18 protein-coding genes are annotated in these 25,045 nt (G+C 73.2%); 7 read left to right on the top strand and 11 right to left on the bottom strand.

The window, feature by feature from the left end; translation table 11 throughout:
• The first annotated feature begins 309 nt into the window (after positions 1–309).
• The gene (locus ACQPZO_RS07490; protein WP_433350852.1) at positions 310–1,599 is read left to right on the top strand and encodes a dicarboxylate/amino acid:cation symporter; all 1,290 of its coding nucleotides are present in this window, start codon (positions 310–312) and stop codon (positions 1,597–1,599) included.
• A gap of 113 nt (positions 1,600–1,712) precedes the next feature.
• Complete coding sequence (locus ACQPZO_RS07485) at positions 1,713–2,780, top strand: NADH:flavin oxidoreductase/NADH oxidase (RefSeq protein ID WP_433348244.1); 1,068 nt, start codon at positions 1,713–1,715, stop codon at positions 2,778–2,780.
• 78 nt (positions 2,781–2,858) lie between these two features.
• Here ACQPZO_RS07485 and ACQPZO_RS07480 read toward each other — a convergent pair whose 3' ends face one another.
• Both ACQPZO_RS07480 and ACQPZO_RS07475 read right to left on the bottom strand, forming a co-directional pair.
• Positions 2,859–6,431, bottom strand: coding sequence for an ATP-binding cassette domain-containing protein (locus tag ACQPZO_RS07480; protein ID WP_433348242.1), 3,573 nt, complete (start codon positions 6,429–6,431; stop codon positions 2,859–2,861).
• Positions 6,432–6,619: 188 nt separating this feature from the next.
• Positions 6,620–7,459, bottom strand: coding sequence for a GNAT family N-acetyltransferase (locus ACQPZO_RS07475; protein ID WP_433348240.1), 840 nt, complete (start codon positions 7,457–7,459; stop codon positions 6,620–6,622).
• A gap of 184 nt (positions 7,460–7,643) precedes the next feature.
• On the opposite strand from ACQPZO_RS07475, the gene ACQPZO_RS07470 reads away from it, so the two are divergent.
• Positions 7,644–8,255, top strand: coding sequence for a PadR family transcriptional regulator (locus ACQPZO_RS07470; RefSeq protein WP_433348238.1), 612 nt, complete (start codon positions 7,644–7,646; stop codon positions 8,253–8,255).
• 156 nt (positions 8,256–8,411) lie between these two features.
• On the opposite strand, the gene ispG is transcribed toward ACQPZO_RS07470, so the two are convergent.
• From ispG to ACQPZO_RS07450, 4 genes are all read right to left on the bottom strand, one after another.
• Positions 8,412–9,584, bottom strand: coding sequence for a flavodoxin-dependent (E)-4-hydroxy-3-methylbut-2-enyl-diphosphate synthase (gene ispG, locus ACQPZO_RS07465; RefSeq protein ID WP_433348236.1), 1,173 nt, complete (start codon positions 9,582–9,584; stop codon positions 8,412–8,414).
• Positions 9,585–9,593: 9 nt separating this feature from the next.
• Positions 9,594–10,844, bottom strand: coding sequence for a M50 family metallopeptidase (locus ACQPZO_RS07460; RefSeq protein WP_433348234.1), 1,251 nt, complete (start codon positions 10,842–10,844; stop codon positions 9,594–9,596).
• Positions 10,844–12,055, bottom strand: a complete 1,212-nt coding sequence (gene dxr / locus ACQPZO_RS07455; RefSeq protein WP_433348232.1) for a 1-deoxy-D-xylulose-5-phosphate reductoisomerase — start codon at positions 12,053–12,055, stop codon at positions 10,844–10,846. Before dxr ends, ACQPZO_RS07460 begins: the two co-directional genes overlap by 1 nt.
• Before the next feature lie 66 nt (positions 12,056–12,121).
• On the bottom strand, positions 12,122–12,763 hold the full coding sequence (locus tag ACQPZO_RS07450) for a Uma2 family endonuclease (RefSeq protein ID WP_433348230.1): 642 nt from the start codon (positions 12,761–12,763) through the stop codon (positions 12,122–12,124).
• Between the two features lie 160 nt (positions 12,764–12,923).
• Here ACQPZO_RS07450 and ACQPZO_RS07445 point away from each other — a divergent pair, with 160 nt between their 5' ends.
• A complete protein-coding gene (locus ACQPZO_RS07445) occupies positions 12,924–14,240 on the top strand; it encodes a family 43 glycosylhydrolase (RefSeq protein ID WP_433348228.1) in 1,317 nt (438 codons plus the stop codon).
• A 1,043-nt stretch (positions 14,241–15,283) separates the two neighbouring features.
• On the opposite strand, the gene ACQPZO_RS07440 is transcribed toward ACQPZO_RS07445, so the two are convergent.
• Positions 15,284–15,829: a GNAT family N-acetyltransferase gene (locus ACQPZO_RS07440; RefSeq protein WP_433348226.1), complete on the bottom strand. Its 546-nt coding sequence runs from the start codon at positions 15,827–15,829 to the stop codon at positions 15,284–15,286.
• Between the two features lie 97 nt (positions 15,830–15,926).
• On the opposite strand from ACQPZO_RS07440, the gene ACQPZO_RS07435 reads away from it, so the two are divergent.
• Complete coding sequence (locus ACQPZO_RS07435) at positions 15,927–16,763, top strand: YhjD/YihY/BrkB family envelope integrity protein (protein ID WP_433348224.1); 837 nt, start codon at positions 15,927–15,929, stop codon at positions 16,761–16,763.
• A gap of 176 nt (positions 16,764–16,939) precedes the next feature.
• Entirely contained in the window at positions 16,940–18,541 is a 1,602-nt protein-coding gene (locus ACQPZO_RS07430; RefSeq protein ID WP_161687950.1) for a phytoene desaturase family protein, read from the top strand.
• A gap of 67 nt (positions 18,542–18,608) precedes the next feature.
• Here the strand turns inward: ACQPZO_RS07430 and ACQPZO_RS07425 are convergent, their stop codons facing one another.
• A complete protein-coding gene (locus ACQPZO_RS07425; RefSeq protein WP_433348222.1) occupies positions 18,609–20,171 on the bottom strand; it encodes a Rieske 2Fe-2S domain-containing protein in 1,563 nt (520 codons plus the stop codon).
• A gap of 236 nt (positions 20,172–20,407) precedes the next feature.
• Between ACQPZO_RS07425 and ACQPZO_RS07420 the strand changes: the two genes are divergently transcribed.
• Complete coding sequence (locus tag ACQPZO_RS07420) at positions 20,408–20,629, top strand: DUF2631 domain-containing protein (protein ID WP_161687946.1); 222 nt, start codon at positions 20,408–20,410, stop codon at positions 20,627–20,629.
• Positions 20,630–20,758: 129 nt separating this feature from the next.
• Here ACQPZO_RS07420 and ACQPZO_RS07415 read toward each other — a convergent pair whose 3' ends face one another.
• The 3 genes from ACQPZO_RS07415 to ACQPZO_RS07405 form a co-directional block, all read right to left on the bottom strand.
• Positions 20,759–22,159 carry a DivIVA domain-containing protein gene (locus ACQPZO_RS07415; protein WP_433348220.1) on the bottom strand — a complete coding sequence of 467 codons (1,401 nt, stop codon included), beginning with the start codon at positions 22,157–22,159 and terminating at the stop codon, positions 20,759–20,761.
• A gap of 31 nt (positions 22,160–22,190) precedes the next feature.
• Entirely contained in the window at positions 22,191–23,342 is a 1,152-nt protein-coding gene (rlmN, locus tag ACQPZO_RS07410) for a 23S rRNA (adenine(2503)-C(2))-methyltransferase RlmN (RefSeq protein WP_433348218.1), read from the bottom strand.
• A gap of 104 nt (positions 23,343–23,446) precedes the next feature.
• Positions 23,447–24,814, bottom strand: a complete 1,368-nt coding sequence (locus ACQPZO_RS07405; protein WP_433348216.1) for a phosphatidate cytidylyltransferase — start codon at positions 24,812–24,814, stop codon at positions 23,447–23,449.
• Between the last annotated feature and the right edge of the window lie 231 nt (positions 24,815–25,045).

Below are 25,045 nucleotides of genomic sequence, written 5' to 3'. Positions count from 1 at the left end.
GGGCCTCCGGGCCTGACCACCGCCCGGCACCTCCGGTCGACACCGGCCGTCGCCACCGCCCCGCACCGCCGGTCGACGCCGGGCTCCGCCACCGCCACCTGTAAGGAGCCTCACCACCAGCGCTCCTTCCACCTGCGGCGGGGGCGGCGTACCGTCGGCAGGCGATGACCAACGTCTGGCACCTCACCGTGCGCCTGTACGTCGACCTCCGACGGCAGGCCAGCGGCATCTGTCCGGCGCGGCCCGTCTCCTGACGCCCGCCCGACCGACCGCCCCCAGACCCCTGGACACATCCTCATGGCTTCCGCCCTGCGCAAGTTCCCCTTCTCCCTGCAGATCCTGCTCGGCCTCGTCCTCGGCGTGGCGCTGGGCTTCCTCGCCCGCGCCAACGACCTGAGCTGGCTGGCCAGCACCCTCGACACCGTCGGCAGCCTCTTCGTCCAGCTGCTCAAGCTGGCCGTGCCGCCGCTGGTCTTCACCGCCATCGTGGTCAGCGTGGTCAGCCTGCGCGGCGTGGCCAACGCCGCCCGGCTGGCGCTCAAGACGCTGCTCTGGTTCGGCGTCACCGCCCTGATCGCGGTGGGCATCGGCATCGGCATCGGCCTGCTCACCGACCCGGGCCGGGGCGTCACCCTGGACGTCGGCGGGGCCGCCCCGCCGAAGGCCACCGGCTCGTGGACGGACTTCCTCACCGGCATCGTGCCGACCAACCCCGTCGGCGCGTTCGTCGAGGGCAACGTGCTCCAGATCGTCTTCCTGGCCCTGGTGGTGGGCGCCGCCGCGCTGCTGGTCGGCGAGGCTGCCGAGCCGTTCGTGGCGCTCAACCGGTCACTGCTGGCCATCGTGCAGAAGGCGCTGTGGTGGGTGATCCGGCTCGCCCCGATCGGCACCCTCGGCCTGATCGGCCACGCCATCGCCTCGTACGGCTGGGACCTGCTGGCCCCGCTGGCGAAGTTCACCACCGCCGTGTACGTCGGCTGCGCGATCGTGCTGTTCGTGGTCTACCCGCTGCTGCTGGCCGTCGCCGGCCGGCTCAACCCGCTGCGCTTCTTCGCCGGCGCCTGGCCGGCCATCGAGTTGGCCTTCGTCTCCCGCTCCTCGGTCGGGACGATGCCGGTGACCCAGCGTTCCGTCGAGCGCCTCGGCGTCCCCCGCGAGTACGCCTCGTTCGCGGTGCCCTTCGGCGCCACCACGAAGATGGACGGCTGCGCGGCGATCTACCCGGCCCTCGCGGCGATCTTCGTGGCGCAGGTCTTCGGGGTGGACCTCGGCGTCGGCGACTACCTGCTGATCGCGTTCGTCTCCGTGGTCGGCTCGGCGGCCACCGCCGGCCTGACCGGCGCGATCGTGATGCTCACGCTGACCCTGAGCACGTTGGGCCTGCCGCTGGCCGGCGCCGGCCTGCTGCTGGCCATCGACCCGATCCTGGACATGATCCGCACCGCCACCAACGTGGCCGGTCAGGCCGTCGTCCCGACCATCGTCGCCGCCCGGGAGGGCACCCTCGACCGGGCCGCGTACGACTCGGCCGGGCGGCGGGACCTGACCGAACCGGACGCTCCCGTCCGCACCGACGACCTGAGCCCCGTCCCCGCCTGACCCCCGTGTTGATCAAGAGGTTTGCGGCACTGCGGAGATCGGTCCTGACGTGCACCTCTTGATCACGCGTCCCTGAAGCCCGCGCCTGCGCCTGGGCCGGAGAGGATCCGTACATGAGCAGTCTGTTCACCCCCCTGGCCCTACGGGCCGTCACCCTGCCCAACCGGGTCGCCCTGGCCCCGATGTGCCAGTACAGCGCCGGCCCGGACGGCCTGCCCACCGACTGGCACCGGGTGCACCTGGGCGCCCGCGCGGTCGGCGGCGTCGGCCTGGTGATCACCGAGGCGACCGCCGTGGTGCCCGAGGGCCGGATCAGCCCTCAGGACACCGGCCTCTGGTCCGACGCCCACGTCGACGCCTGGCGGCCGGTCACGGAGTTCATCGCCGCACAGGGCGCGGTGCCGGCCGTCCAGCTCGCGCACGCCGGATTCAAGGCGTCGACGTACCGGCCGTGGGCGGCACAGCGCGGCGGGGTGCCGGACGCCGAGGGCGGCTGGACCCCGGTCGGCCCCGGCGCGGAGCCGTTCGTGCCCGAGTACCGGGTGCCGACCGCGCTCGACGAGGCCGGGATCGCGGGCGTGATCGAGGCGTTCGCCACCGCCGCCGGGAGGGCGGTGGACGCCGGGTTCGCCGCCGTGGAGATCCACGCCGCGCACGGCTACCTGCTGCACGAGTTCCTGTCCCCGCTGACCAACCACCGCGCCGACGGCTGGGGCGGCGACCGGGCCGGCCGGATGCGGCTGACCCTGGCGGTGGCCCGCGCGGTCCGCGCGGCGATCGGCGAGAACGTGCCGGTGCTGGCCCGGATCTCCGCCACCGACTGGACCGAGGACGGCTGGACCGTCGAGGACAGCGTGGTGCTCGCCAAGGAGCTGGCGGCGGCCGGCGTCGACCTGGTGGATGCCTCCTCCGGCGGCGCCTCCGCCCGAGCCACCATCCCGGTCGGCCCCGGCTACCAGGTGCCGCTGGCCGCGCGGATCCGCCGGGAGGCCGGGGTGCCGACCGGCGCGGTCGGCCTGATCGTCGAGCCCGAGCAGGCCGAGCAGATCGTCGCCGACGGGGAGGCGGACCTCATCCTGCTAGGCCGGGAGCTGCTGCGCGACCCGTACTGGCCCCGCCGGGCGGCGGCCAAGCTCGCCGCCGCCCCGTCCTGGCCGACCCAGTACGCCCGAGCCTTCTGACATCAGAAACCTTGGACAGTTGCCGTTCGCACGCGACGGCAACTGTCCAAGGTTCGGCGGGGCGCGGGGAAGGGTCGGTCAGCCCGCCAGGTGGCCCCAGTCGTCCTCCAGGTCCCGCCACGGGCCCTTGGCCGCCACCGTCCCGCCGATCAGCACCACCACCTGGTCCGCCCGGACCAGCGCCGCCCGCTTCGACGTCGAGCCGACCACCGTCACCCCGTTCTCCCGCAGCGCCGCCCACAGCTCCAGCTCCGTGGTGACGTCCAGCGCCGACGACACGTCGTCTGCGACCAGCAGCTCGGTACGCGGGGCCAACGCCCGGGCCAGCGCCAGCCGCTGCAGCTGCCCGCCGGAGAGCCGGGTCCCCTTGTGCCCGATGAGCAGCCCGAGCCCGCCCCCGGCGGCGGCCAGGTCGTGGTCGAGTTGGGCGGTCGACACCGCGCCGGCCGCGTCCACGTCGTGGCCGAGCGCGACGTTGTCGCAGACCGTGCCGGAGAGCACCCGGGGGAGCTGGCCCACGTAGCCGACCTGCTGGGGGCGCAGGAACAGCTCCGGTGAGGTGACCGGCTCCGAGTTCCAGCGCAGCGCGCCGGTGTGGTGCACGATCCCGGCCAGCGCGCGCAGCAGCGAGGACTTGCCGGAGCCGACCGGCCCGACGACGAGCACGAGCTGGCCGCGTTCGACGGTCAGGTCGACGTCCCGGACGGCGAGCGTCCCGTCGGTGTGCAGCGCGCCGAAGCCGACCAGGTCCAGCCGGCGCAGCGGGTGCCGGGGCGGGGGCTCGGGCGCGGACGCGGTCCCGGCGGCCAGGTCCACCCCGTCCACCGGCGCCGAGTACGTCCCCACCCCGGCCATCGCCACCGTCCGGCGCGTCCACACCCGGGCCGACGGGAGCTGCGAGACCAGGGACGCCGTGGTCCACGCGAACCAGCGGGCCGCGCCGAGGGTGGACACCACGACCAGGGTGGCCCCGGCGGACAGCCCCCCACCGAGGTAGAGCGCCCAGGCGCCGATCGGCAGCAGGCCGCTGACCAGGGCTGGCGTGGAACGGGACCAGACCTGCACGGAGATCTCCCGGCGCTGCCGCTCGCTGCGGGTGGCGTCGAGGTCGGCGAGGTGGCCCAGCACCGGCCGGGTGGCGCCGGCGAGCTTCACCGTGCGGGCGGCCGACAGGGACGACACCAGCGAGGTGGCGAACGCCGCCCGGGCCGCGACGGTGGCCCGGGCGGACCGTTCCAGGCGCGGCCCGAACAGCGTCGCCGCCAGCCCGGAGACGACCACCGTCCCGGCGAAGAACGCGGCCGGCACCAGGCTGCCGGAGACCAGCGTCATGGCGACCACGATGAGCACCGCGATGGCCTGGTCGAGCAGGTTGTCGGCGAGGATCACCACCCGTTCGGTGTCGCCGCCCTGGGCGACCACCTCGGCCGGGGTGTGCCCGCTGATCCGGCGCGGGCCGGTCTGCCCGTGCACCAGCCGCAGGCTGATCCGCAGCATCTGGCGGACCCACCAGTTGGGGAACCAGAAGCTGGTGAAGTAGGGCACCGGCGCGGTCACCAACAGCGCGGTCACGATCCCGACCGCCGGCCACCACGGCCCGCCGGAGCCGTCCACCAGGTCGGCCCAGAGCCAGGGCAGCACCGAGCCGTCCAGGCCGAGCAGCCCCCCGAACCCGAACAGCGCGATCGCGGTCAGGCCGTACCGGGGGTCGTTGGTGGTCAGGCGCAGGATCTCCCGCATCGTCCGGGCGGGCGGCGTCGACGGCAGCGGGGGCGGCTCGACCTTCGTCCGGGCCGCGCCGACCGGCACGCTCGCCCCACCGGGACCGGCACCCGGCACGCCCGCCCCGGCGGGGCCGGCACCCGACGTGCTCGCCCCGCCGGGACCGGCACCCGGGGCCGGGGCCGGGGCCGGCGGAGGATCGGTCAGCAGCGCCGTGCCGCCGCTCCGCCCGGCCGCCCCCGCCTCGGCGTACGCGGAAGCGTGGCTGACGGCCAGCAGCTCGGCGAACCGCTCCGAGGAGCGCAACGGGCCGGCCTCGACCACGGCCCCGTCGGCCAGCACCACCACCTCGTCGCAGCCGCGCACCGAGGAGAGCCGGTGGGCGATGACGATGCCGATCCGGTCGGTGAGCAGCCGCTCGGTGGCCCGCTGCACCAGCGTCTCGGTGACCGGGTCCAGCCGGGCGGTGGCCTCGTCGAGGATCACCACGTGCGGGTCGCGGACCAGGATCCGGGCGAACGCGACGAGCTGCTCCTGCCCGGCGGACAGCACGTGCCCGCCCTCACCGAGCCGGGTGTCCAGGCCGTCGGGCAACTCGGCGACCCAACCGGCCAGGCCCAGCTCGCGCAGCGCCCGGGCGGCGTCGTCGAGCAGGGCCGGGTCGAACAGGGCGACGTTCTCGGCGAGCGTGCCGGCCAGGATCTCGGTGCGCTGCGGCACCACGGCCACCCACCGGCGCAGCCGCTCGACGTCCAGGTCGAGCAGGTCCGCCCCGCCGAGCAGCACGGTGCCGCGCGGCAGGTCCACCGCCCGGGTGAGCACCTTGGCCAGGGTGGACTTGCCGGACCCGGTCCGCCCGACCAGGGCGTACGACCGGCCCCGGACGAAGGTCAGCGAGACGTCGCGCAGCGCCGGCGCTCGGTCGCCCTCCGCCCCACCCTCCGGGTAGCGGAAGGTGAGGTTCCGCACGACCAGGTCGCCCTCGACGGGCTCCCGGCCACCGGTCGGTTCCTGCCGGGAGTCCTGGAGAAGCTGCACCCGCCCCCAGGCGCCGAGCGCGTACTGCAACTCGGGCACCATCCGGCTGATGTGCTCGACGGTCGCGCCGAAGGCGAGCACCAGCAGCCAGACGGCGGTCAGCCGGGCCGCGTCGATCCGGCCGGAGGCCAGCGCCCAGGCCCCGCCGAGGACCACCCCGACGATGCCGACCCGGATGATCCCGGCGCCGACGGCGGTGACCTCCGCCGACATCCGCCACACCAGCCGCCCCCGGGTCAGCACCTCGGCCGCCCGCCGGGCGTAGAGCCGCAGCACGTACGGCCGGGCCAGGCTCGTGCGCACGTCGTCCTGGCCGTGGACGGCCTCCTCCATCACGGCGGCGAGGTCCGTCCAGGCCTCCTCCTCGGCCATCCGGGCCGGGGCGATCCGCCGGGTCGGCCGGCGCAGCACGACCACGAGCAACGCCGTCAACGTGAGCATGCTCACCCCGGCCGGCCACCAGACCACCAGTGCGACGACGGTGGAGAGCAGGCCCGTGGCGGACATCTGGGCGATCCGTACGCCGTGCCCGCGCACCTCGGAGGCCACCTGGTAGACGTCCCCGTCGATCCGGTCCAGCAGTTCCCCGACCGGGGTTCCCTCCAGGGTGGGCAGATCCTGCCCGAACGCCACCCGGCACAGCCGCCGCCGGACGTCGGCGGACCAGTCCGCGGTCAGCCCGGCCATCACCAGCCCGATGGTGAGGTCGGTGACGACCGCGGCGCAGAGCGCCACCGCGAGGACGGCGAACAGCACCCCCGAGCGGTGCACCAGCACCGGGCCGGCGAGCGCCGCCGCAGCGGCCTGGCCGGCGGCGCCGAGGACGATCAGCACGGCGACGACCGTCATCCGGCGAGCCGAGGTGGCCCACAGGTCACGGAAAAGGCGCATGTCGGTCCCTCCGGACTCCGGGGCGGCGGTACCCCCACCTTGCGTGATCCGGCCGGGCCGTTCAACGCATTTACCCCATCGGGGTACGCCCCCGGGGGCCATGCCCGGGACGCCAGGACCGCCGGACGGCTAGGGACCGCCGGAGGGCGCTGGTCAGGCGGGTGTCAGCGGGGAGCTTGCCCGCACACTCAGAACAGCACGGTGGCGAGGGTGCCGACCGGGCGGAAGCCACACCGCTCGTAGACGCGGCGGGCGGGCAGGTTGAAGTCGTTGACGTACAGGCTGACCGTCGGGGCGACCCGCAGCAGCGCGTCCCGGGTCACCGCCGCCATCGCCGCCGTGGCGAGCCCCCGGCCGCGCCACTCCGGCGACACCCAGACCCCCTGGACCTGCGCGGTACGCCGGGTCACCACCGCCAGTTCGGCCTTGAACACCACCTGGCCGTCGACGAACCGGGCGTACGCCCGACCGGCCCGGACCAGGTCGGTGACCCGCCGCCGGTAGCCGTGCCCGCCGTCCTCGGCCAACGGCGAGACGCCCACCTCCTCGGTGTACATGGCAACGGCCGCCGGGAAGAGCCGGTCGATCTCGTTGGCGCGTACCAGTCGCACCTCGGGGTCGACGACCACCGACGGCAGCGCGTCGGCGGCCAGCAGCGGCTGGTTGGGTCGGACGTCCCGGGCCGGCCCCCAGTGCCCGCAGAGCCGGTCCCACAGCCCGAGCACCGCGTCCGCCCGGCCGACGATCGACGAGCAGAGCCGATCCTCGGCGGCGAGCAGTTCGGCGTAGGCGGCGACGGCGGGCTCCGAGGCGAGCACCGGTGTGAGGTTGCCGCCGAGCCAGCAGATCGACTCCAGGCTGCGGCGTGCGCCGTACCCCAGGATCCGCCCCTCGGCCCGCCACCAGGCCAGCCCCCGCGCGGCGATTCGCTCGGCGACCTGCGCTCCCGCGAACGGGTCGAGGTCGAGCAGCCGCTCGACCGCGCGGCGCTCCGACTCCCCCAATTGCCGTACCGGCACCGTCAGCACGGTTACCAGCCTGCCAGATCACCCCGCCGCCTCGCCGGCCGAGTGCCGAGCCCACCGGGACGGGTACGCCGGACGTCGAGCCGGGCGACCCCGACGCACGGCCGACAGCACGCAGCCTTGTCGCCGACACGTTGGCGATATATCGTTGATGCATCAGCGACAGAACATGGAAGGGAGAACCCTGATGGGTTTCCACCACCGGATGCACGTACACGAGCACGAGGCCCGGATGCGCGGCTTCGGCTTCCCGCCGCTCCCGCCCGGTCCCCCCGGGCCGCCGTTCCCACCCGGCCCACACGGGCCGCACGGGCATGGCGGCGGCCGGGGCGGTCACCGGGGGCGCGGCCGGGGACGCCGGCCCAACGTGCGGGCCGCCGTGCTGGCCCTGCTCACCGAGCGGCCGATGCACGGATACGAGATGATCCAGGAGATCGACTCCCGCACCGGCGGGGCCTGGCGGCCCAGCCCCGGGTCGATCTACCCGACGCTCCAACTCCTGGAGGACGAGGGCGTCGTCACCGTCGCGACCGAGGAGGCCGGCGGCGGCCGGAAGCGGTTCACGGTCACCGAGGCGGGCCGCGCCGAGGCCGACGGGGCGGCACAGGCCCCGCCGTGGGGCGAGTTCGCCGAGGACACGGTCAACAGCTGGCACGACATCCGCGACGCCGGCAACCAGGCGATGCAGGCGCTACGCCAGGTGATGACGACCGGCACCGACGACCAGCGGGAACGGGCCGCCCAGGTGCTCGCCGAGACCCGCCGCAAGCTCTACGCCATCCTCGCCGAATCCGACTGACCCACCCCGCCCCCGCCTGCTCCCACCTCCCACGCCCGCCTCCCGCACACATTCAAGGAAAGAGTGGCCATTCCCTGCGGAATGGCCACTCTTCTTTGAATTTGCCGCCCGGGCAGGGGCGTGTCCACCCGGGCACGTCGCGCCCGGGTGGGTGGGTCAGTGGACCGTGACCGTGGGGCCGGGGACCAGGCCCCGGAGCTCTTCGGGAAGTTCCGCGCCCATCTCGTCGGCGATTCGGAGCGCCTCGAAGATCAGGGTCTCCACGATCTGCGCCTCCGGGACGGTCTTGACGACCTTGCCCTTGACGAAGATCTGCCCCTTGCCGTTACCGGAGGCGACGCCGAGGTCGGCCTCGCGGGCCTCGCCCGGGCCGTTGACGACGCAGCCCATCACGGCCACCCGCAGTGGCACCGGCAGTCCCTCAAGACCGGCCGTGACCTCCTCGGCCAGCTTGTAGACGTCGACCTGCGCCCGGCCGCAGGACGGGCAGGAAACGATCTCCAGGCCCCGCTCGCGCAGCCCCAGCGACTCCAGGATCTGGTTGCCGACCTTGATCTCCTCCACCGGCGGGGCCGACAGCGAGACCCGGATCGTGTCGCCGATCCCCTCGGCCAGCAGCGCGCCGAAGGCGACCGCCGACTTGATGGTTCCCTGGAACGCCGGCCCGGCCTCGGTCACGCCGAGGTGCAGCGGGTAGTCGCACTTCTCGGCGAGCTGCCGGTACGCCCGGATCATCACCACCGGGTCGTTGTGCTTCACCGAGATCTTGATGTCCCGGAAGCCGTGCTCCTCGAACAACGAGCACTCCCACAGCGCCGACTCGACCAGCGCCTCGGCGGTGGCCCTGCCGTACTTGGCGAGCAGCCGCTTGTCCAGCGAGCCGGCGTTCACCCCGATCCGGATCGGCACCCCGGCGGCGCCGGCCGCCTTGGCGATCTCCTTCACCTTGTCGTCGAACTGCCGGATGTTGCCCGGGTTCACCCGCACGGCGGCGCAGCCGGCGTCGATCGCGGCGAAGACGTACTTGGGCTGGAAGTGGATGTCGGCGATGACCGGGATCTGCGACTTGCGGGCGATCGCCGGCAGCGCCTCGACGTCGTCCTGGCTCGGCACGGCCACCCGGACGATCTGGCACCCGGACGCGGTCAGCTCGGCGATCTGCTGGAGGGTGGCGTTGACGTCGGAGGTGAGGGTGGTGGTCATCGACTGCACCGACACGGGCGCACCCCCACCGACCGGCACGGAGCCGACCATGATCTGGCGGCTGAGCCGCCGGGGGGCGAGCGCGGGGGGCGGCGCGGCGGGCATACCGAGACTGACTGCGGTCACTTCAGGCACTCACCTTGAGAAGAGCGTGATGGGGTTGACGACGTCCGCGGTGATGGTCAGCAGCGTGAACACGCCACCGATCAGGATCACCACGTACGTGATGGGCATGAGTTTGAGGTAGTCGACGCGGCCCGGGTCCGGCTTGCCGAAGCGGGCGAACAGCCACGACCGGGCCCGCTCGAACCAGGCGATCGCGATGTGTCCGCCGTCGAGCGGGAGCAGCGGCAGCAGGTTGAACACGCCGATGAAGAAGTTCAGCGAGATGAACAGCATGAAGAAGATCAGCCAGGCGTTGTTCTCCACCGCCTCGCCGCCGAGCCGGCTCGCGCCGACCACGCTGATCGGGGTGTCCATGTCCCGCTCGCCGCCGGTGATCGCCGTCCACAGGGCCGGCACCTTCTGCGGGATGCGCTTCATCGCCTCGTACGTGCCGACGGCCATGTCGCCGGTGAACCGGGCGGTGCCGCCGAACGCGGACACCGGCCCGTACTCGACCCGGGTGGGGGTGCTGTACCGGAGGCCGATGCCGAGCGCGGACACCGGGCCGACCTGGCCCTTCGGGTCGTCCAGCGGCGGGCGCTGGGTCTGGCCGAGCACGGTGCTCGTGGTGCCCGGCTGGCCATCACGGACGTACCCGATCTCGGCCTTGTCGCCGGGCTTGGTGGCCCGCAGCGCGACCAGCATGTCGCCGTAGTTGTTGACCGGGGTGCCGTTGATCGAGGTGATCCGGTCGCCGTCGCGCAGGTTGGCCGCAGCGGCGGGGCTGGCCGGGTCGCCGGCCGCGCACGCCCGGTTGACGCTGTCCGGCACCACGCAGTCGGCCAGCGCGATCACCGCCGGCTCCTGGTAGACCTCGGCGTCGGTGGTCGGGAAGTCGGGGTTGGGCAGGCCGGCGGACATCGCGACGATCCAGGTCGCCACCAGGGCGAGCGCGAAGTGGGTGATCGAGCCGGCGGACATCACGATGGTCCGCTTCCAGACCGGGTAGCGCCACATCGCCCGGGGCTGGTCGGCCGGGTCGACGTCGTCGTCCTGCGGCGTCATGCCGACGATCTTGCAGAAGCCGCCGAGCGGGATGCCCTTGATGCCGTACTCGGTCTCGCCCCGCTTGACCGACCAGAGGGTCGGGCCGAAGCCGACGAAGTACTTGGTGACCTTCATCCCGAACGCCTTGGCGGTGAGCATGTGCCCCGCCTCGTGCAGGCTGACCGAGACGAGGATGGCCAGGGCGAAGAGCACCACCCCGAGCAGGTACGCCATCAAGATCCTTCCACTGACGCCACGATGATCTCCTGCGCGTGCGCGCGTGCCCACGACTCGGCGGCGAGCACGTCCTCGACGGTACCTGGTTCGGCGAAATCGGGAGTGTCCTCCAGCACGCGCCGGAGGGTGTCCACGATGCCGAGGAACGGCAACCGGCCGGCGATGAACGCCGCCACGCACTCCTCGTTGGCCGCGTTGTAGACCGCCGGGCGGCAACGCCCGGCCTCCCCGGCAGCCTTGGCCAGCGCCACCGCCGGGAACGCCTCGTCGTCCAGCGGGGCGAACTCCCAGGTGTGGGCCTTGGTCCAGTCCACGGCAGCGGCGGCGTCGGGCACCCGGTCGGGCCAGCCGAGGGCCACCGCGATCGGCAGCCGCATGTCCGGCGGGCTGGCCTGGGCGATGGTGGAGCCGTCGAAGAACTCGACCATCGAGTGGATTACCGAGGTCGGGTGCACCGTCACGGTGATATCGGCGTACGGCACGTCGAACAGCTCGTGCGCCTCGATCACCTCCAGTGCCTTGTTGACCATCGTCGCCGAGTTGATCGTGATGACGGGTCCCATGTTCCAGGTGGGGTGTGCGAGCGCCTGTTCGGGCGTGACGTGCGTCAACTCGTCGCGCCGCCTGCCCCGGAACGGGCCGCCGCTGGCGGTGACGATCAGCCGCCGCACCTCGCCACGGGCGCCGGAGCGCAGGCACTGGGCGAGCGCGGTGTGCTCGGAGTCCACCGGGACGAGCTGCCCGGGCCGCGTCATGGCGGCCCTCACGAGCGGGCCGCCGGCGACGAGGGACTCCTTGTTGGCCAGCGCGAGGGTACGGCCGGCGCGCAGCGCCGCGAGGGTCGGCGCGAGCCCGAGCGAGCCGACCACGCCGTTGAGCACCACGTCACAGGGCCACTGGGCCAGCTCGGTCATCGCGTCCGGGCCGGCCACGATCTTGGGCAGCTTGAAGTCGCCGCTGGACCAGCCGCGCCGGCTCGCCTCGGCGTAGAAGGCGAGCTGGAGGTCCTGCGCGGCGGACGCCTTCGCCACCCCGACCGCTTCGACGCGCAGTTCGAGGGCCTGGGCGGCGAGCAGCTCGACGTTGCCGCCCCCGGCACCGAGCGCCACCACCCGGAACCGGTCAGGGTTGCGCCGGACGATGTCGACGGCCTGGGTGCCGACCGAACCGGTCGACCCGAGCAGGACGAGAGCGCGGGGAGTTGTCACCCGCCTATTCTTCCCCAGCGTCGCTGAGCGCCCGCTGGGAGCCTCACGCGTTCCCCGGTCCGCCGTTCAGGGGGCCTCGTCGTCGAGGAGGTCGGCCGGGTCGACGGAGAACTCGAAGGGGCGTGTCATCACGAAAGTGGTGCCCGCCGCAGCGGCGGCCAGCGGCCGGTACTCCCCCTCGACCAGCTCGAACAGCGCCAGCGTGGGCACCCGGTTGCGCAGGTCGACGCGGAGGAAGAAGGGCACCCCGGCGGCGGCGTACTCCCGGGGCCGATCGATCACGTCCTTGCGCCGGTTGCCCGGCGACACGATCTCCCCGAGGAGCACCGCGTCGCTGATCTTCATCGTCGTCCGGCCGCCACCGGGACTGGTCAACACAGCGATGTCCGGAATGAACAGGTCCTCGCCCGAAAGGATATTGATCTCGGGGTAGGCCCACAGTCCGACCCGCCGCGCGGCGCGGTGCAGCAGGTACGGCAACTCTCGCTCGACCGACTGATGGTCGACTCCGGCATGTGGTGTCACGATCACGCTTCCGCTCAGGACCTCAACCTTGGGGCCGTTGGTCTCCGGCAACAGGTCGAGGGCGAGCTGGGCGGTCCACGGCTCGTCGTGCCACCGCAGCACGTCGAACGACGGCTCGGTGGGCTGCTGCGCCGGCTCGGCATGATCGGGCGCCGGCTCGGGCGCGAAGGCCGCCTGGGCCATCGGGCTCACCCCCTCAGCGGGACATTCTGCTCAGGTCAGCCTAGCCGCCGCAGCCCTCGCGGCAGCGCATCGCACAACCTGTCCGACACGGCGTTCGATGCGGGCAGGTGCCGCCCGCAGGAATCTTTCGACACATCGATGATTGTGGTTGAATTCTGCCATGCGGAAAGCTCTCGTCTGGCTGGCGGCCACACTGGTCGCCGCACCACTGCTCGTCAGCCCGGGAGTGGCCCGGGCCGCCACCGCCGCGCCGTCGCTGGTCATCGCCAGCGACTTCCCGGACCCCGACGTCGTCAAGTTCGGCGGCACCTACTACGCGTATTCCACGAACAACGGCAACGGCAACGTTCCGGTCGCCACGGCCGCTTCGCTGACCGGCCCGTGGACCCGGCGGCCCGACGCGATGCCGACGCTCGGCGCCTGGGCGAACGGGGGGCTGACCTGGGCGCCCGACGTGTCCCAGCGGGCCGACGGGCGGTACCTGCTCTACTACACCGCCCGCAGCCGGGCCACCGGCCGGCAGTGCCTCGGCGCGGCGCTGGCCACGTCGCCGCTCGGGCCGTTCAGCGCGGTCGGCACCCAGCCGCTGGTCTGCAACGCCGGCGAGGGCGGGGACATCGACGCGGCGAGTTTCACCGACAGCACCGGGCTTCGCTACCTGCTCTACAAGGACGACGGCAACGCCATCGGCCAGCCCACCAGCCTTTGGCTGCAACAGGTCGCCGCCGACGGCGTCGCTCTCCAGGGTGGCCGGGTCGAGCTGCTGCGCAGCGGTCGCGCCGAGGAGGGCGGCATCATCGAGGCGCCCGTGCTGACGAAGGTGGGCGCGCAGTACGTGCTGTTCTACTCGCTCGGCGGTTACGGCGGCGACGGCTACCAGACCAGCTACGCCACGTCGACCTCGCTCACCGGGCCGTACACGAAGGCGTACCGCTCGCTGATGACCACCGCGTCGCTGGACTCGGCGGTGCGCGGGCCGGGCGGCGCGGACGTTGTACGCGAGGCGAGCGGCGACCACATCGTCTTCCACGGCTGGATCAACAACTACTCCGCCCGCGGCATGTACGTGGCGGCACTGGGCTGGTCCGGCGGGTACCCCGTGGTGCGGGGCAGCCGCGTGCGGTACGAGACCGAGCGCGGCACGCTCAACCACTGCGCGGTCCGCGCCGCCCCGAACACGTCGCAGGGCCAGGTCGTGGCGTACATGGACTACGCGGACAGCTGGGTCGAGGTGACGGTCTTCGCGCCCCGGGCCGGCGGCTACCGCGCCCACGTCGCCTACGCCGCCGGCTACGGCGACGCCCAACACACGTTGACGGTCAACGGCGCGAACCCGAAGGTCGTCACCTATCCCAACACAGGCTGGGACGTCTGGCGGCAGGTGGGCGTCGACGTGACGCTCAACGCGGGCTACAACACGCTGCGGTTCACCTACCTGAGCCGCTGGGCGGAACTCGACTTCGTCGAGGTGGCATAACACACTCGTCCACGAGGATCACGGACCTACACCAAGATCAACACGGCTTCCTGACCGTTTGATGCTGTTCTCTGGCCGGGCGTTGGGCAGATCTTGGAAGGAAACGGCCCCTCTAGGGGCCGAATTCTTCCAAGATCTCGTCGCGGGGGTCGGATGGCAGGTCGTTCGACCGGCAGCGCGGGCTGCCGGTCGGCTGACGGCCTGATTTCGGTGCCCGCACGAGGCAGGCACCGCAAAGCCATCCGCTACGGGTGGTTGAGGGCTCCCGGCCGGGTCCCCGGACGAAGCCGGCCCTCGCCCCGACTACCCCGCCGAACCGGCGGACGGGCCGCACGCACCGGTGGGCCGGGCCCGCGGACATCGCCCGCGTCGACGCGGCGGCCCTGGCGACGCCGACCCACCGGGCCGCCGGGCCCCTGCGCCGGGTCGGGCGACGGCGGTGACCGGGTACGGGGTGCCGCTGGCCGAGCTGCGCCAGCACGTCGCGGCCCGCCCGACGTGGCAGTGCCGGGTCTGCGCCGCACCGTGGCCGTGCCAGCCGGCGAAGCTGGGCCTGCGCACCGAGCACGCCCGGGACCGGGTCGCGCTGGCGGTCTACCTCTGCCTGCTGATGCACGACGCGATCGCGGACCGGCTGCGCACCCACCCGAACCAGGTCGCCCTGACGGTCTACTTCGCCCCTTCATCGGCTGGTCCCGCCCCTGGTCGCCCCGCTCACCATCCCCGGCCGTCGACGCCGACCCGATCCCCGCAGACCTTGGACACTTCCCGTTCCCAGGAGCCAATAAGTGTCCAAGATTCCGCACGGGTTCCGCCGGGGACCGGCGGGCGCACGGAGGCGGGCGCAGGGAGGGTGCAGGGAGGGGTGGAGGGAGGGCAGGGAGGGGTGGAGGGAGGGCAGGGAGGGGTGCAGGGAGGGCAGGAAGGGTGCAGGGAGGGACGCGGGGAAGAGCGCCTAGGCGGGCGCATAGACGGGGCAGCTCCGTAGGGCCGCGAAGGGCCCCTGCCTGCCCCGCCGTCGGTGTTGGCAGGCGGCGGCGCGATCAAGCAGCGGCGCGGAGCACGAAGGCCTCCACCTCCTCGCCGCCGTACCAGTCGGTGCGGCGGCCCACGTGGGTCATGCCGAGCCGGAGGGCCACCGCCATCGACGCGGCGTTGCCCGGCGACACCACCGCCCAGACCTGCGGGGTGCCGGTCGCCAACTCCCGGGCCACCAGCGACCGGGCCGCCTCGGTGGCGTACCCGTGGCCCCACGAGTCCGGGTGCAGGTGCCAGCCGACCTCGATGTCGCTGGTCAACACGCTCTCGTCCCGGCCGGGCAGCGGCTTGAGCAGCGCCGTGCCGACCACCACGCCGGTGTCGCGGACCTCGATCGCCCAGGTGCCGTACCGGTCGCCGTGCTCCGCGTGCCGATCCCGCCACATCGCGAGCCGGTCGGCCGCCTGCGCCGGGTCGGTGAGCGGCAGGCCGGGCGCTGCCAGCCAGCGGGCGACCTCGGGCCGGGAGTAGATGTCGAAGATCCGGGTCAGGTCGGCCGGGTCGGCGGTCCAGTCCCGCAGGACCAGGCGTTCCGTGGCGAGGATTCCCATGGCGGCGATCCTAGTGAGCGGCGGACGGCCCGGACGGTGACCTGCGCGGCCTGCGCTGTCGTGAGTGACGCGGGGCGGTACGGGGAAAGAAGCCGCGATGGGCAGCGGATGGCAACGGGCGAAGCGGATCACCAGTGCGGCGTTCCGCCCGCTGCGGGGCCGGGACCTGTCCCTGCACGCCGCCGCCATCACCTTCTACGGGGCGATCGCCGTGGTGCCGGTGGCCCTGCTGGCGATCTGGCTCACCTCGCTGCTGGCGGGAGCCGACCGGGTGCGCCGGCTCACCTCGTACGCCGTGGAGACGCTGCCGGACGCGATCGGCGCGCCCCACGCGGTGCAGGCGCTGGTGGAGGCGGGGGTGGGGTTGACCCCGCTGCCGGCGTTGGCGTCGCTGCTGCCGGCGTCGCTCTACGGCGAGGGGCTGCGCCGCGCGTTCGTCTCGGTCGCCATGCCGCGCAGCGACGAGTCGCTGGTCGGCTGGCGGGGCCGGCTGCTACTGCTCCCCCTGCTGGCGCCGGCCCCGGCCCTGCTGCTGTCGATCCTGCTCGCGCTGCCGACGACCACCAGGCTGGTCCGACAGGGCGGATGGAGCGGCGCGCTGGGGGTGGTGCTGTCGTTCCTGGCGGTCTGGCTGGTGCTCACCCCGGTGCTGCTCTGGCTGTTCCGGGTGGTCGGTCCGGCCTCGCCGGACTGGCTCTCCGCGCTGGGCATCGGGTCGTTCACCGCCGCCAACCTCTCCGGATTCCTGCACGGCTTCGTCCTCTTCGCCTCGCTCCCGATCGACCTGGGCGTGCCGTTCGGCGGCTTCGACGAGATCGGCGCGGGGGTGGCGGTCCTGCTCTGGCTCTACCTCTTCCACGTGATCGTGCTGGCCGGCTACTCCGCCACCCTCGCCCTGTCCCGCTGGCGCATCCGCCGCGCCCCGCCCGGGTGACGGTTCTCCGGGGAGCTCCCGGCCCGACCAGGTGACGGCTCTCCGGAGGGCTCCCGGTCCGAACGGGACCGGCGACGGCCTCCCGCCGGGGGCGGCGCGGCACTAGGCTGCCCGAGCATGAGCGAGCGCAGCGGTGATGGCCGTACGAGCGGGGCGAGTGCCGTGGTGATGGCCGCATGAGCGGGGCAGGCGAGCTGCCGACCCGGGCCGACGTGGTGATCGTCGGGTCCGGGCACAACGGGCTGGTCTCGGCGATCCTGCTGGCCCGTGCCGGGCTGGACGTGCTGGTGCTGGAGGCCGCCGACGTGATCGGCGGGGCGACCCGCACCGAGAACCCGTTCCCGAAGGTGCCGGGGCTGCGCCACTCCACCGGGTCGTACCTGCTCGGGCTGATGCCGCCGGAGCTGCTCGCCACGCTCGACGTGCGCATCCCGGTGCTGCGCCGCGACCCGCACTACTTCCTGCCCACCCCGGGCGGCGCCGGATCGCCGTACCTGCTGATGGGCAGCGACCACGCGGCGACCCGGCGGCAGCTCACGGAGTTCTTCTCCCCCGCCGACGTGGCCGCCGACGACGCCATGCAGGCCGAGCTGGCGGCGCTGCGCGACGACCTGGCACCGGCCTGGCTGGCCGAGCCGCTGCCAGTCGAGGAGACCGCCGAACGGCACGTCCGGCCCGCGCTGCGGCAGGTCTTCGTCGACCTGGTACGCGGCTCGGTCGCCGACCACCTGGCCCGCTTCGACTTCCGTTCCGAGCTGCTGGTCAGCATGTACGCGGTCACCGACGGCCTGTCCGGGCTGAACGCCGGCCCGGACGACCCGGGCACCGGGCACAACTTCCTCGCGCACAACATGTGCCGACTGCCCGGCTCCGACGGCACCTGGATGATCGCCGAGGGCGGGATGGGCACGGTCTCGCGCACCTTCGCCGACGCGGCCCGCGCCGCCGGGGCCCGCATCCTCACCGGGACGCCGGTCGCCGCGATCACCCTCGACGGCGGCGCGGCCGGCGGGGTGACCCTGGCCGACGGCCGGCACGTGGCCGCCCGGGTGGTGCTCGGGGCCTGCGACCCGTACCGGCTGATCGACCTGCTGCCCGACGGCGCGCTGCCGGCGCCGCTGACCCAGCGGATGGCGGCGGTCCGCCGCCCCGGCACCACCCTCAAGCTCAACCTGGCGCTGACCGGGCTGCCCCGCTTCTCCTGCCTGCCCGAGGGCGCGCCGAGCCCGTTCGGCTCCACCATCCACCTGCTGCCCGGCTCGGCGTCCCTGGTCGGCGGCGGGGGCGAGCCGCCGATGGCGGCGCTGCGGGCGATGTGGGCGGACGTCCAGGCCGGCCGGCTGCCCGACGAGCCGACCATCGAGTGGTACCTGCACACCACCGTCGACCCGTCGCTGTCCGACGCCGCCGGCCACCACTCCTCGGCGCTGTTCGTCCAGTCGGTCCCCTACGAGCTGGCCGGCACCACCTGGGACGAGGCCCTGCCCGGGTACGTGTCGCGGCTGGTGGAGATCTGCGAGCGGTACGCCCCCGGCACCGCCGACCTGATCGCCGACGCCGTCCCGCTCCCCCCGCCCGGCATCGAGGCCCACTTCGGCATCACCGGCGGCCACATCCACCACGTCGACAACACGGTCTCCTTCACCGACCGGATGCCCTACGCCACCGGCGTCGACGGCGTGTACGCGGGCAGCGCCGGCTGCCACCCGGCCGGCAGCGTCATCGGCGCCGCCGGCCACAACGCCGCCCGCCGCATCCTCACAGACCTGGGTCGCTGACCCGTCCACCCCACCGCCCACCCACCCCGTCGATCGTGAACGGGTGGGGCGGTGGGGTGGTGGCGGGTCAGGAGGTCGGGGTCTCGGCGGTGGCGCGGTGGGCGCGGACCTTGTGACCGACGCTGGTCAGGCAGCGGCCGCTGGGCAGGTCGAACTTCCAGCCGTGCAGCTGGCAGGTGAGCTGGTCGCCCTCGACGATGCCGAACCGGGTCAGGTCCGCCTTCAGGTGCGGGCAGCGGCGCTGCACCACCCAGTCGCCGAGGGTGACGTCCTCGGCGTCGGTGCTCCGCTCGTGCTCGTCGTACCAGCCCTCGGCGTACTGGAGGCGCTCGGTGGACAGGCACTTGAAGAAGGCGTACACGAACTCGTTGTACTGGCCGATCCGGGCGGCGGAGAACCGGCAGGACAGGAAGAGCGAGTTGACCCAGTCCACCTCGTCGATGTGCAGCAGGTGCTCGACCAGCGCCCGATCGGTGCGGAACCGGTAGCGGACCTTCTCCTCGGCGTACGGGCGCACCTCCTTGCCCGGGAAGTCCACCACGATCGACTCGACGCTCTCCCCGTCGTAGCCGACCAGATCGAAACGGACCGGACCGCCGACCCCCTTGGCCAGGTAGATCGACTCCTCCAGCAGCGGCTCGATCCGGCGCTTCATCCCGGCCAGCACGTCGACCTCGGGGTGCCGCCAGGACGCCTTCTCCGCCTCGATGACGCCGCGCTTGCGCTCCCGCATCTCCTCCAGGTGGGCGACCTTGTTCGCGAAGAACTCCTCGATCGGCACCGGGTGGGTGGTCGTCGCGCCTTCGGTGGTGACCTCGGCGACGCTGCCGGGCAGCAGCACGATGCCGTTGGTGCCGCCGACCTTGGCGTACTCGGACAGGAACACCGACTGGTCGGGGAAGATGTTGCCCTCGTCGCCGTGGATGTCGTTGAACTGCCACAACGCGTCGTCGAGGAAGCACGGCGGGCCGGCGATCGGGAAGACGTGGTCGGCCTTCAGGTCGCCGATGTAGCGCCAGGTGCGGTCGAACTGCCGCTCCCGCTTCTGCTTGCCGAACGCGGTCTTCGCCGACTGCGGCAGCTCGTAGACCATCGGGTACCAGATCGCACCCGAGAACTGGAGCATGTGCGCGTGCACGTGGCCCAGCTCGGTGAAGACACTCAGGTCCGTCGGACGGGCGTCGTTCTGGTTGAGCAGCCGGACCCCGTCGTACTCGACCCAGAGGGAGGAATCGCCGATCGGGCCGTCGGTGGGGCTGGTCAACGCCTGAATCATGATCTTGAGACCGCCGTCGAGCTCGACGACCTGCTCGTTCGGCGCCCGGAGGAACTTCGTGAAGCCCAGCTCCCGCAGTTCGTCCTCCATCTCCGAGGTGGGGAACTCGGGCAGCAGGACGGTCGCGTCCTTCGACACGTACCGCTTGAGGTGCGCCGCGTCGAAGTGGTCCCGGTGCAGGTGCGACACGTACAGGTAGTCGACCTGACCGAGGGCCTCCCAGTCGAGCAGGGAGTTGTCGGGGAACGGGAACCAGGACGCGAAGTAGGCGGGATTGACCCACGGGTCGCACAGGATGCTGCCCGCGGCCGTGTCGATCCGCATGCTGGCATGTCCCGTACCGGTCACTCGCACCGCAGTCCCCCTCAAACAGGCAATCAAGGTGTACGTCAGAACGCTACCGGAGGCAGTGTCGTCGGCAACCCGCGACGCCGGTAGTGCCGTCCGACCCGGGCGCTCCGGGCCGGACGGCACCCGACGACGGCTGGCACCCGACAGCGGACGCGCACCGGGAAACCCCCACCGGACGAGGACAGGCGCGGGGCGTGCCAGACTAACCGGAGATCCGAATCGCGAGGGAAGGACCGACAGTGGCAGGAAGCGAGCCGGTGACGTCGCCAGATCAGCACAAGCCCGGGCACCGGAAGGCGGGGCGGATCGGCGCGGTGCTCTCCGCCCTGGCGTTGCTGGCGATGCTGTGCGGCAACCACGAGGGCAGGGTCGAGGACATCTGGCTGGTCGGCCTGGCCGTGCTGCTGCTGGCCGTCGTCATCGGTGACGCGGTGCTGCGGCGCAACGGCCTGCGCTCCTGACCACGAGGCCTGCGCTCCTGCCCACGACCGGCGGCCCACCGACCACGTCAGGCACCGAGGGCCCGTCACCCTGCTGAGCAGGGGACGGGCCCTCGTCGTACGTCGGCGTCGGAACCCGCCTGCCGCCGGTCAGCGGCCGAAGAGAATGTCCTGGACATCCTTCAGCGCCGCGTCGACCTCCGCCTCGAAGTAGCCGCCAGGAACCAGGCCGAATCGCAGGGTGTCCAGGTCCTTCGGGTTGACCGGCATCGGGCCGCGGCCGGTCATGCCGCCGAGGATGCCGTCGAAGAGCCGGTCGACCTGCTCCGGGTCGTACCCGCTGCCGAAGCGGCGCACCTGGAAGCCGCGGCGGATCTGGTCCACGCGGTGGAGGTCGCCGCCGGGGGGGCCGGCCATCGGCGGACCGGCCATCGGCGGCGGGCCACCCACCGGCGGGCCGGCCATCGGCGGGCCGGCCATCGGCGGCGGGCCACCCACCGGCGGCCCGGCGACCGGGGACGGCCCGCCCATCGGCGGGCCACCGAGCGGCTGCTGCGGCAGGGGCGGCGGCCCGGCCGGGCCGCGACCGCGCAGCTCACGCAGGTCCCGCTCGGGCATCCGGATCTCGGCGGTCATGTCGGCCCGACCGTGCCGGCCCGCCTCGAAGCCGTCGAACCGGCCGTCTGGGCCGTAGCCACCCGTCCCGGCGGGCAGCCCTCGCGGCGGGGGGCCGCCGTGGCCGTGGCCCACGCCGGGGCCAGGGCCCACGCCGGGACCAGGGCCAGGGCCACCCGGACCCCGTGGGGTGTCGTACCCGCCGCGCGGGGCGTCGTAGCCACCGGCGGCGAAGGCGCCGCTCGGCTCGTCGTAGCCACCGGCAGCGAAGGCGCCACTCGGCTCGTCGTAGCGGCCGTACCGGTCGGCGGGCGGACCGGCCTGCGCGGGCATCGGTCGGGGCGGCACGGGCCCGGGGCCACGGTCATCGCGCATCGGAACCAGGCCACGGTCATCACGCATCGGGACCGGGCCACGGTCATCACGCATCGGGACGGGCCCACGGTCATCACGCATCGGAACCGGGCCACGGTCATCACGCATCGGAACCGGGCCACGGTCATCACGCATCGGAACCGGGCCACGGTCATCACGCATCGGAACCGGGCCACGGTCATCACGCATCGGAACCGGGCCACGGTCATCACGCATCGGAACCGGGCCACGGTCATCACGCATCGGCGGGCCCATCCGGTTCGACGAGCCGAGTCGGTCGGACATCCCGGAGTCGGTGCCACGGCTGACCACGCCGCCGCGCTCCTCCAGCTCGGCCAGCTGCCGCTCGACCCGGTCGAGGTGCAGGTCGACCTGCCACTCGTCGTAGCCGTTGAAGCGGACCCGGAAGACGACGTCGTGGACCTCCTGGGAAGCCACGGGCGCGCCGACCGGCTGTCCGGCGAGCGTCGCCTCGACCCGGTCCAGGAAGGCGTCCACCTCGTCGACCTTGTAGCCCCGACGGAGCGCCTTACGCCGGAAACGCTGACCCTGACTCGCCACTATGTCTCCTGGTCTCGTTCGCTACGCCCGGTCACGCCGTCGCCTCCTGCGGCGCGTCGGTGTCGTTGTCCTCGGCCGCGGCGAGCTGCCCGCAGGCGCCGTCGATCTCGCGCCCCCGGGTGTCCCGCACCGTCGTGGACACCCCGGCGGCGCGCAGGCGCCGGACGAACTCCCGCTCGACCGGCTTGGGACTCGCGTCCCACCGGCTGCCCGGGGTCGGGTTGAGCGGGATGAGGTTGACGTGGGTCAGCTTGCCGGCCAGCAACCGGCCGAGGAGGTCGGCCCGCCACGGCTGGTCGTTCACGTCCTTGATCATCGCGTACTCGATGGACACCCGGCGCCCCGTCTGGGCGGCGTAGTCCCACGCTGCGTCCAGCACCTCGGCCACCTTCCAGCGCTGGTTGACCGGCACGAGCTCGTCGCGCAGCTCATCATCGGGCGCGTGCAGGGACAACGCAAGGGTCACCGACAGGTCTTCGCTGGCCAGGCGGCGGATGGCCGGGACCAGGCCGACCGTGGAGACGGTGATGTGCCGCTGGGACAACCCGAGCCCGTCCGGGGCGGGGGCGACCAGCCGGCGGATCGCCGCGATCACCCGCGAGTAGTTGGCCAGCGGCTCGCCCATCCCCATGAACACCACGTGGGACAGCCGTGACGGGGAGCCGGCGACCGCGCCGGAGGCGGCCACGCCTGCCAGGTAGACCGCCTGGTCGACGATCTCGGCGGTGGAGAGGTTACGGGTCAGACCGGCCTGGCCGGTCGCGCAGAACGGGCAGGCCATCCCGCAGCCGGCCTGGCTGGAGATGCAGACGGTGACCCGGTCCGGGTAGCCCATCAGCACGCTCTCCACCAGCGAGCCGTCGTGCAGCCGCCAGAGCGCCTTGCGGGTGGCCCCGTCGTCGCAGGCCAGCTCGCGAACCGGGGTGAGCAGAGTGGGCAACAGCGCGCCGGCCAGCCGGTCCCGGGTGGCGGCGGGCAGATCGGTCATCTCGGCGGGGTCGCGAACCAGCCGGCCGAAGTAGTGGGTGGAAATCTGCTTCGCGCGGAACGCCGGCTCGCCCAGCTCGGTGACCAGCGCCCGCCGACCGGCCAGATCGAGGTCGGCAAGGTGGCGGGGCGGCATGGCCGCGCGGCGTGCGGCGGGGGCGTCCGGGGCGACAGGAATCAGCGGAAGGCTCGTCATGGCGCTCCCAGTCTCCCACGCCGAACGGACGACGCGCCTGGCCGGAGGTGCCGAATCGCCCCCGACCGGGCGGCCGGCACGGGGTGCCCGGCGTGATCCATGCCTCAGCCCACCACCGGGACGAACACGGCCAGCAGCAGGTACGCGGTGGGAACCGCGAACAGGATCGAGTCAAGGCGGTCCATCAGGCCACCGTGGCCAGGCAGCAGGTTGCTCATGTCCTTCACGCCGAGGTCCCGCTTGATCATGGACTCCGCCAGGTCGCCGAGGACCGCCGCGCAGGAGACGGCCACCCCGAACAGCGCGCCCCACCATGGGGCCACGTCGAACAGCAGCCAGATCAGCAGGGCGCTGCCGAGGGCGGCGGCGGTGATCGACCCGGCGAAGCCCTCCCAGGACTTCTTCGGACTGATCGAGGGGGCCATCGGGTGCTTGCCGAAGTTGACCCCGGCGGCGTACCCGCCGGTGTCGGAGAGCACCACCGCGACCAGGGTGACCAGCACCCGCAGGTGCCCGTCGCCGGGCGCTGCGGCGAGCATCGCCGCGAACCCGCCGAGGAACGGCACGTAGACCGCGATCAGGGTGGCCGCCGTCAGGTCGCGCTGGTAGTTGCCCGGGCCGTCGCCCAGCCGCCAGACCATCGTGCCCAGCACGGTCACCAGCAGGCCGAGGCTGAGCGCGTCCGGGCCGGCGAACCACGCCAGGCCGACCGTGAGCACGCCGCCGGTGAGCAGCGGCACCAGCGGCGGGTGGGCCCCGCCACGGCGAACCGCTCGGGCCATCTCCCAGGTGCCGATCGCGATGGCGGCGGCGAGCACGAACAGGAAGGCGGGCAGGTAGAAGAAAAGTGGCACCAGCACGGCCGTGCCGAGACCGACGCCCACCCCGATCGCGGCGGGCAGGTTGCGTCCCCCGCGGCTGGGCGGGGCCTGTTGGGTGGGCGGGCGGTCCGCGCGGGCCCGCCGGCGCCCGGGCTGCCGTCGGCCCGGGGGCCGGCCCGGCTCCGCGTCGACGCCGGCCACCGTCGCGGAAGGCTCCTCCGGCCGGTACGGCGGCGGGGCCGACTCGCGCCCGGCGACGGGCTCGTCGACCGGCCAGGCGGGGTGACCGGGGCCGGCCGGGCGGTCCCGGTCGGGGTGATCCTGGTTCCCGACGTCGGGGAGGCCGGGCCAGACCGGCTCGTCGCCGCCGGGCAGCGGGCGGGCGCCGTACGGGTCGGTGGTGTCCGCGTCGAGCGGCCCCAGCCGGCGCGACTCGGCCCGGACCTCGGGCTCGGACGTGCCGATCGCGGCCGGGTCGGTCGCGGTGGCACCGAGCATGTCGGGGGCCGAGGGCGGGTACGCGTCGGTGGCGGCGCTGTGTGCCCAATGCCCTGGTTCGAGGTCACGGTCGGGCCAGGGAAGCGCGGCAGGGGCGTCCGGCTGGTCCCAGCCTCGAGGCTCGGCGCTGCGGTAGGGGTCGAGGTGGGACATCACGCACCGAGCGGACGCGGTACGGGGTTCACCACATGACGTACGACCAAGACCATCCCCTACAACGACAGTTCTGTCCGGTTGACCGGCCTGACGGCCGGCCGATTCCGACCGTTCACCGCGTGGTGGTCGGAATCGTGCCGAGCCTACTGCACCGGCCGCCCGGGCCGGGCGGACGATGGGCCACCGTCGCCGGCCGGCGACGGTGCGCGGACTCCCCGCCCGGTGAAG

This window comes from Micromonospora sp. CA-111912 (assembly GCF_050948415.1).
GTDB lineage: Bacteria > Actinomycetota > Actinomycetes > Mycobacteriales > Micromonosporaceae > Micromonospora.
This window is presented reverse-complemented; position numbering and strand designations above follow the sequence as displayed.

Bases quoted from the DNA above. Each gene is read 5' to 3' on its own strand.
- ACQPZO_RS07485 (WP_433348244.1), top strand. From the start codon at position 1,713: ATGAGCAGTCTGTTCACCCCCCTGGCCCTACGGGCCGTCACCCTGCCC.
- ACQPZO_RS07440 (WP_433348226.1), bottom strand. From the start codon at position 15,829: ATGGGAATCCTCGCCACGGAACGCCTGGTCCTGCGGGACTGGACCGCC.
- ACQPZO_RS07470 (WP_433348238.1), top strand. From the start codon at position 7,644: ATGGGTTTCCACCACCGGATGCACGTACACGAGCACGAGGCCCGGATG.
- rlmN (WP_433348218.1), bottom strand. From the start codon at position 23,342: ATGACGAGCCTTCCGCTGATTCCTGTCGCCCCGGACGCCCCCGCCGCA.
- ACQPZO_RS07460 (WP_433348234.1), bottom strand. From the start codon at position 10,844: ATGGCGTACCTGCTCGGGGTGGTGCTCTTCGCCCTGGCCATCCTCGTC.
- ACQPZO_RS07405 (WP_433348216.1), bottom strand. From the start codon at position 24,814: ATGTCCCACCTCGACCCCTACCGCAGCGCCGAGCCTCGAGGCTGGGAC.
- ACQPZO_RS07435 (WP_433348224.1), top strand. From the start codon at position 15,927: ATGGGCAGCGGATGGCAACGGGCGAAGCGGATCACCAGTGCGGCGTTC.
- ACQPZO_RS07430 (WP_161687950.1), top strand. From the start codon at position 16,940: ATGAGCGGGGCAGGCGAGCTGCCGACCCGGGCCGACGTGGTGATCGTC.
- ACQPZO_RS07480 (WP_433348242.1), bottom strand. From the start codon at position 6,431: ATGCGCCTTTTCCGTGACCTGTGGGCCACCTCGGCTCGCCGGATGACG.
- ACQPZO_RS07445 (WP_433348228.1), top strand. From the start codon at position 12,924: ATGCGGAAAGCTCTCGTCTGGCTGGCGGCCACACTGGTCGCCGCACCA.
- ACQPZO_RS07450 (WP_433348230.1), bottom strand. From the start codon at position 12,763: ATGGCCCAGGCGGCCTTCGCGCCCGAGCCGGCGCCCGATCATGCCGAG.